Source organism: Paenibacillus taichungensis, from assembly GCF_003287275.1.
GTDB classification, from domain to species: Bacteria; Bacillota; Bacilli; order Paenibacillales; family Paenibacillaceae; genus Paenibacillus; species Paenibacillus taichungensis_A.
In genome coordinates this window covers 74,685-87,804 of sequence record NZ_QEVW01000001.1, presented here as the reverse complement: position 1 = coordinate 87,804, position 13,120 = coordinate 74,685, and the positions used below count along the sequence as shown (strand labels likewise).

The following is a 13,120-nucleotide window of genomic DNA, read 5'->3' as shown; positions in this document are numbered from 1 at the left end:
GGGGTGTGATCCCCCCTCTTATAATGATTTAGCTGCTTTTGCATCATCATATTCTTTGAGCATTTCCTGCTGCTGCTCCGGAGTCAGCTTGGTGATTCCAAAGCCTGTGAACCCCCATATGATCGCAAAGATAATACCTGTCCAGCAAAGGACTGCCCAAGGCAAATATGCCAGAGTTGCGACGCCAAGAGTACCAGCCATATAAGCCCCTGCTGCTGTCCACGGCAAGATCGGTTCAATAATGGTAGCAGAGTCCTCAATGGTTCGACCCAGGTTCTTCGGATGCAGTCCGCGGCGAATGTAAGCCTCTCGCAACATTTCACCAGGCATCAGGATCGATACCTGCCCATTACTTGTTACCCCGATCATCGTCAGACCGGTAGCAATTGTTGCCAAAATCAGCGATCCTGTCGAATGTACAAATTTAAGGATCTTACCTACAATCAATTCCAGAGATTTGGTCAACGAAATGGTACCGGCGAACGTAATAGCACAGAAACAGATCAACAATGTACCCATCATGGAGTTCATACCACCGCGATTCAGAAGGCGAGGAATATCCGGAATCACAGCAGCTGCATCGAAGCCTTGAATGTGAACCATAGCTACATCGAAGCCTTGAATGTGAACCATAGCTACATCGAAGCCGTTAATGACGGAAGTAATTACATCATGCAGTGTAAACCCTTGAAAGATCATACCGTTTGCCATCGCTACAAAAGAGGAGATTAACATAACCGGGATTGTAGGCTTCTTGCGAATCGACCCATACAATACGATCAGTACCGGAAGCAGTAATAGTAAATTCCAGTTGAACACTGTACTTAAAGTATCCATAATCGTAACAACCTTCTCAGGAATAGCCATATCCGAGCCACCGCTATTAAAACCAGTGATCAAGAAGACCGCTCCAGCCACGATAAATGATGGGACCGTCGTATACAGCAAATGACCTATATGTTCATACAAGTTAACTCCTGTTGACAGCGCTGCCAAGTTTGTTGTATCTGATAAAGGGGACAGTTTGTCTCCAAAATAGGCACCAGCTACGACTGCACCTGCAACAGCAGCCAGATTCGCATCAAGGCCAGCTCCTACCCCCATAAATGCTACGCCGATCGTACCTGCTGATCCCCAGGAGGTTCCTGTACATAAGGAGACAATGGAAGTGACAATGAATGCCGTAATCAGCAAAAATTGCGGATTAATAATATCAAGTCCGTAATAGATCATCATCGGTATCGTACCGCCGATCATCCAGGCTCCAATCATAAAACCGACAGTAATCAGGATCAAGATAGCCGGCATGGTCTTTGCGATCTTTTGTGCGATGGAATTCATAATGTCGTCATAGTTGTGACCCAGCTTAATGGCGATGATTCCCGCAACTACTGTAGATATAATGATTAACGGCTCAGGTGGCAATTCGAATAGAACATATCCTAAACATAACAGTAAAACCATAGTAACAATCGGTAATAAAGCTAAAAACAGAGTAGGTTGTTTAACCGTCTTTTCCTTATTTGGCGTAGCCATTGTAAGGTTCCCCCTATCGTTGATGTAAGAAGTTATCTGTTACTTTAAAGGGTAATTGCTGGCCATTCGCTCAAAAGCCTCTTGCAATAGTGCCCGGGGAGCACCGAGATTCAGGCGAATAAATCCTTCACCATCCACGCCAAAGGACGAACCAAAACTGACGCTAACCCGGCTCTTTTGTTGAATCCATTCCATTAAATCGCTTTCATTCCTGCTAAGGGCTGTACAATCTACCCACAGAAGGTAGGTTCCTTCTGCTCTCACGATTTTTAGTTCAGGCATATGCTCAGCAAAAAAATCTTCCGTAAATGAAATATTGTCCGTAATATAAGATCGAAGCTCGTTAAGCCAATCATCACACTCCGTATAAGCCACTTCCAAAGCAGGGATGGCAAAAAAAGTAGGATTATGAATACCAGCTTGTCGTAATCCCAATTGAAATCGCTCTCTTAACTGCATATTTGGGATCACAATATTAGCGATTTCAAGACTTGCTAAGTTAAAGGTTTTACCTGGCGAAGTGCAAATAATGGAACGCTCCGCAATCTGCTCTGATAATTTCGCGATAATCGTATGTTCATGTCCTTCGTGAATAAAATCGGCATGAATGTCATCCGATACGAGCAGTGCATCATAACGAATGCAGAGCTCGGCTATACGTTCCAATTCCACCTTTGTCCATACACGCCCGGTCGGATTATGTGGAGAGATTAACAGAACAATCTTGACCCCTGCACTCATTTGGCGCTCCATATCATCAAAATCGATTTCATATCGTCCATTACTAAGTACCAGCCGACTCTCTACGAGTTTTCTATCGTTGATTTCAACAGCATTAGCGATAGGTTGATATGCCGGAGTATGCATCAAAATTCGGTCACCAGGTTCTGTGAATCTCTCGATTATAATCGATACGGCCTGTACAATCCGCGGACAGAACACGATCCATTCTTGCGGTACATCCCATCTGTAGGCTTTATTAAGCCACTTCTGGACGACCTCATAATACGGAGGGAACGCATCGGTATATCCGTAGATTCCATGCCGTGCCATCTCGCTCACCTTATTCACGACTTGAGGAGGCGCTTGGATATCCATATCCGCAACAGAGAGAACGATCATATCGTCCCCCAAGCTGTTCACTACCCCGTCCCACTTCGCGCTATTGGTGCCTACTCTGCTAATCACTTGATCAAAGTTATAGCTCATGTATCTCACCTTCTTGTTTTCCATCTGGATTTCTGTTTATTTCAGCTTTTGTAAATAGCGATATACCGTAGGTTCAGATATTGATAAAGAAGCTGCTACCTGTGAAACCCCGCCTTTCAGTAAGAAAACTCCAAGCTCGTTTAATTCGCGGACAACTTCAATCTTCTCCTGCGATGACAAACGTTCCGGCGGAATTTTTAATTTGCCAATAACCGAAGTTATCATATGCTGCAGCAGATCATCTGCATTTCCCTGCAGGTACTCCGTTGTTTGCTTTTCTTCCTTGGTCTTTTCAGCAGCAGCAGCAGGCATTACATACGGGTTAGGTCCTCCTTGTAAAATATGTTGAACCCATTCAGCAGCTACTTCCATATGAGTAACGTCTATATTCAGGCAAAGCAGACCAACCAGCTTATTCTGATCATTCTTTATATAGTAGGTAGATGATCGGAAACTCTGACCGAATTTGCCTGACGCTTTGTAGTTGGCTATATACTGTTCCTCATGATAAGCTTCCGATTTGAGAATTTTCAAAACAAGGTCAGTGGATGCATCGCCTACTTCACGTCCGCTAATATAACCGTTCTCAATAAAAACAATAGAGTGCTCCGGATCACTGATATCATGTACGACGACTTCACATTTAGGTCCTATAATTGCCGCAATAAATGAAGCGATCGGAAAAAATCTCTCAAGATACTGCCAATTCTCACTCCCCATCAATTTGAACTCCCTTCTCTCATTCAACAATGTATTTTTATTTTACAAATAATAAATTATTATCTTGATAAAATAGTATCACACTTATAAAACGCTTTCAACTTTTTTTTGTAGATAACCCTCATTTAAACAAAAAAAAGCCTGCACGATCACTCCTGTGACCTGTGCAAGCTTCTCACTCATTTTCTCGAACATTGAGTCGATAACACAACTGAATTACAACGCGTTATTTTTCCCAAAGCTCGATCAGTCGACCCTCAGGATCTTCAATCCAGACAAACTTCCCAAATTCACTAATCTCTTGTTTCTTAACAAGAGGTACCCCAATATGTTCAAGATGTTGAAAAGTCTCGTCTAGATCATGCACTTGGAAATTTAACATCACTTGTTGTTCTGTCGGAAAATAACTATCATTCTCCGGAAAGAAAGAAAAGATAGTTTCATTACCTGGTTCGGGTTTGATCACAGTTCCATTCCAATCTTCTATTTCAATCTTCAGCACATCACTGTACCATTTTTTTATCACTTCAAGATTCTTAGTTCTCCAAAAAATCCCTCCGAAGCCTTTTATCATCGTTTCCAGCTCCTGTCTATCATCAAATTTTAAATATCATTAGATTAGATATATCCCAAATCCAACAACCTTAATCCCCCAAAGGGCGCCCTCAACGCGCTATGGTATTAATTGATGTCAGACCTTCACGCATCAGCTGCATTTTACTACTCAGATTTGTTATCTTTCTCATTGCCGCGTTTAAAATTCCCAGTAATCTTTGCCATGACTACAACTCCCTTCTTAACACTCATCCCCAGGTTTCATCAAGATGTTGTGCATAGTATTGGATCGGTCTGCTAAAATACTGAAGTTTTTCATCTGAAGTTGTTTCTAGCAAATTAGCTAAAAGAAGTTCAGTCGATTCTTTGTATTTTCCCGTATTATAAAGAGAGATCGCCAGAAACACTTGAAGGCCTCTATGATCAGGGAACTCTTTTACACCTCGACGCAATGTTTCCTCTGCTTCCTGATAAAATCCTAAATATCGATATGTGCTTCCCAGACCAAGCAATGCTCTTTCAAGATCCGGCCCGGATAGTCCTTGTTCAATAGCTCGAACATAAAATGGAATGGCTTCTTTCCCTAGTCCTGAATTGTCATGAGCAACAGCCGCCTGAAAATGGATCTCCGCATCGTCCGGGTAAGTGATAAGCAAATCTAAAAGCATTGCACGCACTTCAGCAAGTATCGCTTGATCCTGCTTAGCTCGTCCCTCTTCGCGAAGTTGTATGGCCTTATCCAAAAGTTCTCTTTTCATTTTTACATTTACCTCTCTTTTTGAAATCTTGGATATAATGTTATCTGACGTAAACCTCTACTGTGCATTAGCTATAATCTTCTTTGTTAAGTTAAACTCATGACGGCACTCATAGTAATAACTTTTGAATTTATATCCCCCAGCTTTAAATACAGGCTTATGTTGATACCACACTATAATTAGCGTTCCTTCAAAAAGGATTCTACGAAGGATATAAACTATTCTGTTAAAGAGAACGTTTCTATTTTGAGCAAATTTATAAAGTGTTTCGGATTGAAACTGAACATGTTTCTCCTCATCATTTAAAATCTGATTACATAAATCGATTAATACTTCTGATTTTGTAGATTTTTGCAAGGCTTTATAGTACAACTTAGCAATGATCTCAGCAGTTAATAGAACAATGACTGATTGTTCTAGACTCGCATATCGACGTAATCTTCTAAATACATTGTCCACCCAATGTCTACGAAGGAGCGGGATTCCCTGTACCTTCATAAATCTGCCCAGATCTCTAGCGTGCCTCTGTTCTTCTTTAATGAATTCTATAAGTGCTTCATAGTAATCCTGATCTTGTGTCTGATGTACATATTCTTGCGCACGTTTAATTAGATATTTACCTTCAGAGTTTTCTCCTAATTGAAACTGTTGAATTGACTTAATGATTATTTCTCTTTCATTAGTTGTTAATTTATAGTTGTCATCCCAATGAATATATTTGAGGTTTTGATTATTTCTCCGATAATATTGCACCCATTTCGAGAAAGTGATATTCATTATTTGCTCCTAAAATGTAATAGGTTTATGTCAGATAAACGTTTTGTATTGACGACGTCCTGGCCCCTTAGAGTCGCTGCTTATAGTTGTGAGGCTTGCCGAACACCTAATGCAGTAACGTCCCGACGGGTTTAGCGGGCTGGATGGGCTCACTCGCTTCTCAGAGTGACCCCGAGCAATGTTAGTCGACGGAAGTTCTGGAAGCAGCCATTGCATTTAAAGCGTTCTCCAAATAGCTATATACTTCATCTGCAATTTCCAGAAACTCTTCAACAAGTACATCACTATCCAAGTAACAAGCATACAGATAATCAACTAAAGCGGAGTCAATCTCACAATAGTTTAATATGGCATTCTTCATCTTAATAATGTCATCTTGCCATACCCCTGTATCTTCTAGAACCAAAGAGTATAATGCACGAATTAATCTCTTAGAGTAACCTTTAATATATCTAGTTTTCATTGTGTCATCACTAGCATTGGAAAGTGAACGATGTACACGATCTACTTCCTCCTTGGTCTCTGTATTTAAGTCTATGATGAACTCTGGAGAAATCATGATCGGGGGTACTTTTTCACCAATGTCATCCCCATGTATGCAAACACAAATGATCTTAACCCAAAAACCCCACTCATGTGGTTTACTTAATACATCGTCAATCGAGCAAATAATCGTATCGATCTTAGTTAGGACTGGATATTCTTCCAAAAGCCTGTCTTTAATATTTGATATTCTTTCGTAATCAATATCTTCAGGATTTGCACATACAATAGTAAAGTCTGCATCTGACTTAAAAGGTGTAGCCGTTCCTTTTGGAACCGAGCCACACATATAAATGCTATGAATCTTACCTTTAAATTCGTTAAGGATATTATCTATATACTTATCAACAAAATCCTTATATTCACTTTGTATTGCAATTCTATTTATAACTTTTTCTAATATCATATAGACTCCTCCTAAAATAAGAACTTCTTTCGGCTAACCTTGTTGTATTCATGACGCTTGGCAAATGCCAAGTGTGTCCGGCAAGCCTCTGCTTCCCTGAAATACTTCTGCAGGACCGAGGGCGCATGCTCAATGCGTGAATATATTGTTATCTGATTTCAGGGTAATCTATGAATAACTTTCAATACTGTTTCAACTATGATCTTCAATCAGTATTAACTTCTTATCTTTCATTTGAAATATTGATTTCCCTTGAAGTTTTAATGTTTCTCCTGCCTTCATTCCATTAGGGAGATCACGGGACAATATTCCCTCATAATCAATGTCAACCTCTGCTTTATCTCCTGCGAAAGTAATGTTCTTTATTACTTGACGCCTTTGAGAAAATACCTGAATTGACTGCTCTGCTAATGTGCGAAATTCCTGAATCCCCTTTGTTTCCGAATTCACTTCACCTTTAGAAATGTTTCGAAAATGAATATTTTCATTCAAAACTCCTATCATTCCATCAATGTTAAACGTGTTATATGCGCTCAGGTATTTTTCAATAAGATCTTTTAAATTTGAGTTCTCCAAGTCGAATCACACTCCTAGATTTTGATATTACATATTTGTCCTGATTTTAGATAGCGTTGCTGTATTCACGAATCCGAGAGGCTCAAACCTCATCAATGTTATCCCATTCATAAATTAATTCATTTAGAACTTTTCCTCCGATTATTATTTGAATTGATTTACATAATTTAGCTCCATAATGTTCATAGAAATATCGTGTCTTATTATCTTCTAGAACTTCAACAAATATCTTTTGATAGCCTAAGAATTTAAAATGTAGAAATAGTTGTTTAAGTAATTCTTTCCCTAAACCTCTTCCGTGATATTCCTTAAGTATGTATATAGATGTTAAATCACTAGAATTGGATACTATATTTGTTTCTCTCTTCCAAGAATCTGCAAATCCAATAATTTCTCCTTCTGGGTTTTCTGCTATAACTACAAAATTATCTTCTCTTTCAATATTTTCGATCCATAATTCAGTTCTTTTTTTATATGATAGATTATATAAGAATTCATCTGGAATAATACCTTTGTAAGTTGTTCTCCAACTATCCACATGAACTTTTGCAATGCCTTCTGCATCATTAATCGTTGCTTTTCTTATTTGCATAATAACCACCTCATAAGATTAGTTAAAACGAATATTTCAAGCACTTAGCCATAACTGTATATACTGCGTAGCATTATACAGTTCCTATCTTGTAATTTATTTACGATGATTTCTCATAACTTTCTTGTATTCACGAAACGCCCCGGCCTTAGATAGCTCTTATCTTAGACTGGGGCGTTTGTTGACTGAGATTTCTTCCATGATTATACATCTGTCAATCAAAGGACGATAGCCCTACAGCTTGAATAATGTGTTAAACGCAGTTGTTGACTTCGTCGAATTATCAAATATTTGCTTTCAGTTTGTTTTATATGATGCAGCATATGGTTTATATTCTATAAAATTGTCTATTAGTTTGAATAGATTCTCCCAATTATCCATCGAAATACTCCAATCATCAGGAATCCCATTGAAATAGATAACATTCATCCCGTGATGCATTTATAACCCGATATGGCCTTCTTTATCCATAACCATTCGCCACACGCTTTGCTTTCCTCGAGACACAAAAAAGACAAGGCTATCTAAATGGTATCGATCATAAAAAAGCACTGGATAAGGAGAGAACCATATTAGGAATAAGTTAATGGCATACAGGAAAACATAAATCCGGGAACTTCATTAACTAAGGGATCTAGGAGGTTGGCAAATGGCAAAGTTTTTCGTTTTAACAATATTATTATTGGTGGCAGGCTGTTCGTCCCATAACAATATGATGCAAAAACAAGTGACTCCTGAGCAAAAACAAATTTCAATTCATGATCATGCTGCTGCACCAAACTCTGTCCTCACACAGGCATCATCAACAGCTACATCTTGGCAAGAGAGATCTATTACAACAAAAGAAGCCCAAAATGGAATTCCATTGGATTTGTTGGATCTGGTTCGAACACCGGATGGAAATCCAGTAAACCAGGCACCTGCAGGAAATCCTGAAAATAAGGAGCCAACAGGACAAGTACAGGAAGGTAAAACAAATACTACGGATAAAACCGATTTTGAGCAGCAGGTTCTGGATCTAGTCAATCAAGAAAGGGCCAAAACAGGATTAAGTTCCTTGAGTAGGAATGAAGAATTGTCAAATGTGGCTATGGTCAAGGCACAGGACATGTACAACAACAGTTACTTTGATCATAATTCGCCAACACATGGATCCCCCTTCGATATGATGAAGGAATTCGGGATCACATATAATACCGCTGGAGAAAACATCGCAAAAGGGCAAACCACCCCTACCCAGGTTATGAAGGAGTGGATGAATAGCCCTGGCCACAAAGCAAATATACTGAATAATAGTTATACTCATATCGGTATTGCTTATTATAACAACACATGGGTCCAGGAATTTACTGGGTAGCGCCTTTCATCCCCCAACAATAAAGTATCAAAAACCCGCAATTTATGTCGGGTTTTTGATACTTACAGATCCTGCATACGCCACCAGTTGTTCCTCTGTGAAAGATTCGTGGGCGGTTTTCCAGCCCAGACATTTCCGAGGGCGATGGTTGATTAAATGAAGCGAACGATCCAATGCTGCATCTAATATTTGAGTAAAGTCTGTGCCCTTGGGAAAAAACTCACAAAGTAAGCCGTTTGCATCCTAATTTGAACCTCGTTGCCAGGAAGAGAAAGGGTCGGCAAAATAGATCTGTACGTCGTGCGTTTCCTCCAAGTTCGCGTAGCAGACAAATTCCTTGTCACGGTCTGTTGTAGCAGTTTGAAAAGCTACAGCAAGATACTGAGCAGCGGCTACACCAAAGGCAATCTCCATCGATAGATTTGAATCACGGTGTACAGGCGTGTTTTCCGTTCAATGAAGGTTGCTAAACACCCCTTGCTCTTTCCACGTCCCGAAACCACCGTGTCCAGTTCCCAATGCCCAAATGTTTCCCAAGAGCGAAAGTCCTTCGGACGCTGTGAAATGGGTCTGCCTACCGCAAACTTACCGCGTGTTTACGCAGGTTTCTGACGCTTACCCTTGTGTCGGAGTACATGCAAAGCACCTTTCAATAGACGACCTGCATAGATCCAGCGGTAGAACATACGCTGGGACGATTTTCAGTTTTAAAGCGCTCCACAATCTGCTCAGGAGACCATGTGGCATGCAACTTCTCTTCCAGTTCTTCAGCATGATCTTTCGTCCATTTGCCCTTGGATACCGAGGCTTTGCGGCGCTGCACATAAGCTTGTTGTGAGCTTTCTGCCTGGTAAGATTCTAGGTGAACATTCCGGCTGATCTCCCGGCAAATGGTCGTATGATGCCGACCAAGTTCCTCGGCGATGGCTCTTGCACTTTTCCCTTGTCGATGTCGGATTTCTAGCTTGCTGCGTTCGATTATGCTAAGCTGTGAATAACTCATGGACTGATTCTCCTTGTGTGAATGCTGGTGTGGTAATTTTCATTCTACACGAATCAGGCTATGGGCCATTTTTTTATTTCCAGTAGGTGTCGCACTTCATATTACAATCCGTCATAATTAATCGTTTCATCTTCCTTAAAGTGAGTGAAATATTGAATTGATTGTCCCTCTTTCCCGGGTGAGTTATACCATTCTTTATCAGGAATTCCTTTATTGTAACAGTGCTTAAAAAAGATATAACTTGTTCTTGATTGACCCAGTCTATTATTAAATAACCTAACCCAACTTGCCAATTCGTGTTCTGTAAACAGAGCAAAAAAATCAGTAATTTCCGGCCGCTTTATATCGAGGTATAATTGATTTATCTTTGGATGCTCTTCTATATCTACCCACTCTTCTTTGCTTGGATATTCTAAATATTCATGAATCATTTAATCTCATCCTTTACATGAATTTCAGCTAACGGTCTTGTGTTCCTGACATCCCACCACCTTAAAGGAGCGTATGCGACTGGCCGCGATGGGGTTAGGTGGTACGGATGTGTCCGTTGGATCTGCTTCCCCTGCTGTTGAAATCCCTCTCCGAGCCCGCTTCTAACTTATTTCGGACCGAGGGGCGTATGCCCCGACGCATGAACATGTTGTTATGAGATTTCCCTGCCTTCGAAGCAAATTCAGCATATAGTAAAAAAGATACGGTCTTTTCCGTATCAATTTATTAGTAATCTATAGAACACCAAATATCCAGCGAATATATATTTTAAATAAAGGTTCCTTAAATCTATATACTCCTCTATGTTGTTTTTCTATTATATCCCACTTTTCTAAATTACCTAGATTTCCAGCAATCTCATCATCTTTATAGTTTGGAAGTCTATTATACAGGTAACTAATATTAATAGTTTCTGATTGAGAAGTTGCTAGGACCTTCAATATTTCTGAAATTGCGCCTTTCCCTAATTTCTCTAACTTAGAGTTAAACTCTTGACGACGTAAGTTCTGTACAATAAAATCTTTTGCTTGTTCAACATCATCTAAGTTAATTATGTTGTCATCATCAACTCTAAAAGAATGATAACCCAATAAATGTACGGGTTGTGGAAATCTATTAGAAAGTGATAAGATTTTACTCTTAGCTTCAGCTATGATATCTACCCCTGTTCCATCAAGTGTGAGTTCCATTAATTCACTAAGCTCACTATCAGTCATACGCTGTAATTCTAATATTTCAAATAACCTCGTAGAAGATTGGTGCTGCGCTATAAGTGATGTAGTTATACCGGTTACCCCACTCACTAGAAAAGATATATTAATAAAATTATCCATTTTAAATTTTTCAATTACTGATTTTAAGAATGGTGCTATATCAACTTTATCCTCAAGAACATCTATCTCATCTATTAATAAACAAATGCCATTAATCTGATGATCAAATTCTCGATATATATTTTCAACCTCTGCTACAAATAAGGTTGATAGCTCAGTGGGTGTTAAAGGCACTTCCGAACTTTCCATTCCAGCTTTAATGAATTTAAAATTTAACTCTACTTTATATTTTTTATCTTTTATAGTCTTAATTTTCCCAATATTAATTTTCAAACTAGAAAGTAATCCATCAATTAAATCGTTTAGACTATTTCCAGGAACACATCTATAGTCACCAGATAAATAATTAAATACATACCCGTCTAGATCTACATTTAGTCGATTTAATAATGTTGTATCTCCTTGAGTTAACAACAGTAATTGATTAGATATTGAGCTCTTTCCAATACCCCGAGGGCCACTTATTAATATATTTTTATTATTGAATAATCCATCAATTGCATTCATGAAAGCATGCTTTCTTCCTGCAAATTTTAGTGGGTCATTTACTGGATATTGAGGAGTAAATGGATTTTTTTTAAGCTTAAGTTTATCATTGAAAATTGGCTCTTCGTCAGAATGTAAAGTCACCCTATGTACATCTCTGGCTTGCCAGCCCTTGTTACTATAGTACGGTTCAAATTCTACAACTTGCCCTTCAATTAGCGTTCTAAATCCATCGCCTGAAATTTGAGAAATATGAACAAAATAGTTTTCGTTACTATCTTGACTCTTTATGAATCCATATCCTTTATAATCACTATATCTAATTACTGTCCCTCTCATCTCTACTCCTCCATTTTACCCCGTAAAAGTTATAGATAATTATACCAGCAGTCTTATTAATTTAATATGTTCTTGCGGGGATTTCGTATAACGTTCCTATATTCACGACCCAGCATATGCTGGGTGTCCGGCGCATGCCGGACCAAGGACGAATGTCGGTAGCGTGAATACGTTGTTAAGCGTTGCTTCTATCTTTCTAGATTATTCTTAAGCATTTCCAACTTATCTTTATTTTCCTTGTAATCGCATTCGAAATTTCGTATTAATCAACAGGATTAAAGTGTAATTATTTCATTAAAGTTTTAATTTCATCCACTCTGAGCCAAGGTCTTTTACGGTGCACCATGCTATGACAGTTTGAACACAATAAAATTATATCTTGTACTCTTGTTTTTGATCCTTCTTTTAATTCTGAAATTGGAATAATATGATGCCCTTCAATAAAGTCTTTCCCAATATCACCATACTTTGACTCAAAATCAAACCCACAACTCTGACAATATACTCTCCCTTCTTTCAATTTAAATAATTCTTTTGCACGATTAATAAGCGCTGGATTTCGTTCCCTTCGTATATGTTGAGCTAGTTTCTTTTTCCCTTCTGGAAATACACTATCGTCATTTGTGAAATTCAAGTTCTTATTCTCTTCATTTTGATAATCATTCAATCCCCAAATTCCTCTTCCTAGACCTTTAACAGAATAAAAAATATCTCCTCTTGCTTCATATTTAGTTGAATCACTAGAAAATCTCTGTATGCAATCTCTAATAGTTTTATCATAGCCTTTTGTAAGTTTTTCAGGATACTTCTCTTCAACTTTTTCATAAATATCTTGTAACCATGCTTCTCCGCCCAATTCTTGTATAACTTCAATAATAATATCTTTCCATTGTTTATTAATTTTTTTCACCTCTTTTTGATATATTACTTCACTTTTA

General features: G+C 38.7%; 13 protein-coding genes and 1 pseudogene. 1 reads left to right on the top strand and 13 read right to left on the bottom strand.

Annotated elements, in window-relative coordinates; all coding sequences use genetic code 11:
- Positions 1-18: 18 nt before the first annotated feature.
- The 9 genes from nhaC to DC345_RS00385 form a co-directional block, all read right to left on the bottom strand.
- Positions 19-1,536: a Na+/H+ antiporter NhaC gene (nhaC, locus tag DC345_RS00425; protein ID WP_113051430.1), complete on the bottom strand. Its 1,518-nt coding sequence runs from the start codon at positions 1,534-1,536 to the stop codon at positions 19-21.
- Positions 1,537-1,575: 39 nt separating this feature from the next.
- Positions 1,576-2,745, bottom strand: a complete 1,170-nt coding sequence (locus DC345_RS00420) for a MalY/PatB family protein (protein WP_113051429.1) — start codon at positions 2,743-2,745, stop codon at positions 1,576-1,578.
- A gap of 36 nt (positions 2,746-2,781) precedes the next feature.
- Positions 2,782-3,465, bottom strand: coding sequence for a helix-turn-helix transcriptional regulator (locus tag DC345_RS00415; protein ID WP_113051428.1), 684 nt, complete (start codon positions 3,463-3,465; stop codon positions 2,782-2,784).
- 226 nt (positions 3,466-3,691) lie between these two features.
- A complete protein-coding gene (locus tag DC345_RS00410) occupies positions 3,692-4,039 on the bottom strand; it encodes a VOC family protein (protein WP_113051427.1) in 348 nt (115 codons plus the stop codon).
- Positions 4,040-4,268: 229 nt separating this feature from the next.
- On the bottom strand, positions 4,269-4,778 hold the full coding sequence (locus DC345_RS00405) for a tetratricopeptide repeat protein (RefSeq protein WP_113051426.1): 510 nt from the start codon (positions 4,776-4,778) through the stop codon (positions 4,269-4,271).
- Between the two features lie 57 nt (positions 4,779-4,835).
- Positions 4,836-5,555 (bottom strand): ferritin-like domain-containing protein, encoded by a 720-nt coding sequence (locus tag DC345_RS00400; protein WP_113051425.1) that lies wholly within the window; start codon positions 5,553-5,555, stop codon positions 4,836-4,838.
- A gap of 181 nt (positions 5,556-5,736) precedes the next feature.
- Positions 5,737-6,504: a nucleotidyltransferase domain-containing protein gene (locus DC345_RS00395; RefSeq protein ID WP_113051424.1), complete on the bottom strand. Its 768-nt coding sequence runs from the start codon at positions 6,502-6,504 to the stop codon at positions 5,737-5,739.
- 192 nt (positions 6,505-6,696) lie between these two features.
- Positions 6,697-7,080: a nuclear transport factor 2 family protein gene (locus DC345_RS00390; RefSeq protein ID WP_113051423.1), complete on the bottom strand. Its 384-nt coding sequence runs from the start codon at positions 7,078-7,080 to the stop codon at positions 6,697-6,699.
- Between the two features lie 82 nt (positions 7,081-7,162).
- Positions 7,163-7,672 carry a GNAT family N-acetyltransferase gene (locus DC345_RS00385; protein WP_113051422.1) on the bottom strand — a complete coding sequence of 170 codons (510 nt, stop codon included), beginning with the start codon at positions 7,670-7,672 and terminating at the stop codon, positions 7,163-7,165.
- A 649-nt stretch (positions 7,673-8,321) separates the two neighbouring features.
- Here DC345_RS00385 and DC345_RS00380 point away from each other — a divergent pair.
- Positions 8,322-9,029: a CAP domain-containing protein gene (locus tag DC345_RS00380; RefSeq protein ID WP_113051421.1), complete on the top strand. Its 708-nt coding sequence runs from the start codon at positions 8,322-8,324 to the stop codon at positions 9,027-9,029.
- A gap of 42 nt (positions 9,030-9,071) precedes the next feature.
- Here the strand turns inward: DC345_RS00380 and DC345_RS00375 are convergent.
- From DC345_RS00375 to DC345_RS00360, 4 genes and pseudogenes are all read right to left on the bottom strand, one after another.
- Positions 9,072-10,032, bottom strand: a pseudogene (locus DC345_RS00375) (IS30 family transposase).
- A gap of 101 nt (positions 10,033-10,133) precedes the next feature.
- On the bottom strand, positions 10,134-10,463 hold the full coding sequence (locus DC345_RS00370; protein WP_113051420.1) for a hypothetical protein: 330 nt from the start codon (positions 10,461-10,463) through the stop codon (positions 10,134-10,136).
- 294 nt (positions 10,464-10,757) lie between these two features.
- Positions 10,758-12,182, bottom strand: a complete 1,425-nt coding sequence (locus DC345_RS32390; protein WP_113051419.1) for a cold shock domain-containing protein — start codon at positions 12,180-12,182, stop codon at positions 10,758-10,760.
- Positions 12,183-12,468: 286 nt separating this feature from the next.
- Positions 12,469-13,092, bottom strand: a complete 624-nt coding sequence (locus DC345_RS00360) for an HNH endonuclease (RefSeq protein ID WP_258530412.1) — start codon at positions 13,090-13,092, stop codon at positions 12,469-12,471.
- Positions 13,093-13,120: the final 28 nt, after the last annotated feature.

Bases quoted from the DNA above. Each gene is read 5' to 3' on its own strand.
- nhaC (WP_113051430.1), bottom strand. From the start codon at position 1,536: ATGGCTACGCCAAATAAGGAAAAGACGGTTAAACAACCTACTCTGTTT.
- DC345_RS00420 (WP_113051429.1), bottom strand. From the start codon at position 2,745: ATGAGCTATAACTTTGATCAAGTGATTAGCAGAGTAGGCACCAATAGC.
- DC345_RS00415 (WP_113051428.1), bottom strand. From the start codon at position 3,465: ATGGGGAGTGAGAATTGGCAGTATCTTGAGAGATTTTTTCCGATCGCT.
- DC345_RS00410 (WP_113051427.1), bottom strand. From the start codon at position 4,039: ATGATAAAAGGCTTCGGAGGGATTTTTTGGAGAACTAAGAATCTTGAA.
- DC345_RS00405 (WP_113051426.1), bottom strand. From the start codon at position 4,778: ATGAAAAGAGAACTTTTGGATAAGGCCATACAACTTCGCGAAGAGGGA.
- DC345_RS00400 (WP_113051425.1), bottom strand. From the start codon at position 5,555: ATGAATATCACTTTCTCGAAATGGGTGCAATATTATCGGAGAAATAAT.
- DC345_RS00395 (WP_113051424.1), bottom strand. From the start codon at position 6,504: ATGATATTAGAAAAAGTTATAAATAGAATTGCAATACAAAGTGAATAT.
- DC345_RS00385 (WP_113051422.1), bottom strand. From the start codon at position 7,672: ATGCAAATAAGAAAAGCAACGATTAATGATGCAGAAGGCATTGCAAAA.
- DC345_RS00380 (WP_113051421.1), top strand. From the start codon at position 8,322: ATGGCAAAGTTTTTCGTTTTAACAATATTATTATTGGTGGCAGGCTGT.
- DC345_RS00370 (WP_113051420.1), bottom strand. From the start codon at position 10,463: ATGATTCATGAATATTTAGAATATCCAAGCAAAGAAGAGTGGGTAGAT.
- DC345_RS32390 (WP_113051419.1), bottom strand. From the start codon at position 12,182: ATGAGAGGGACAGTAATTAGATATAGTGATTATAAAGGATATGGATTC.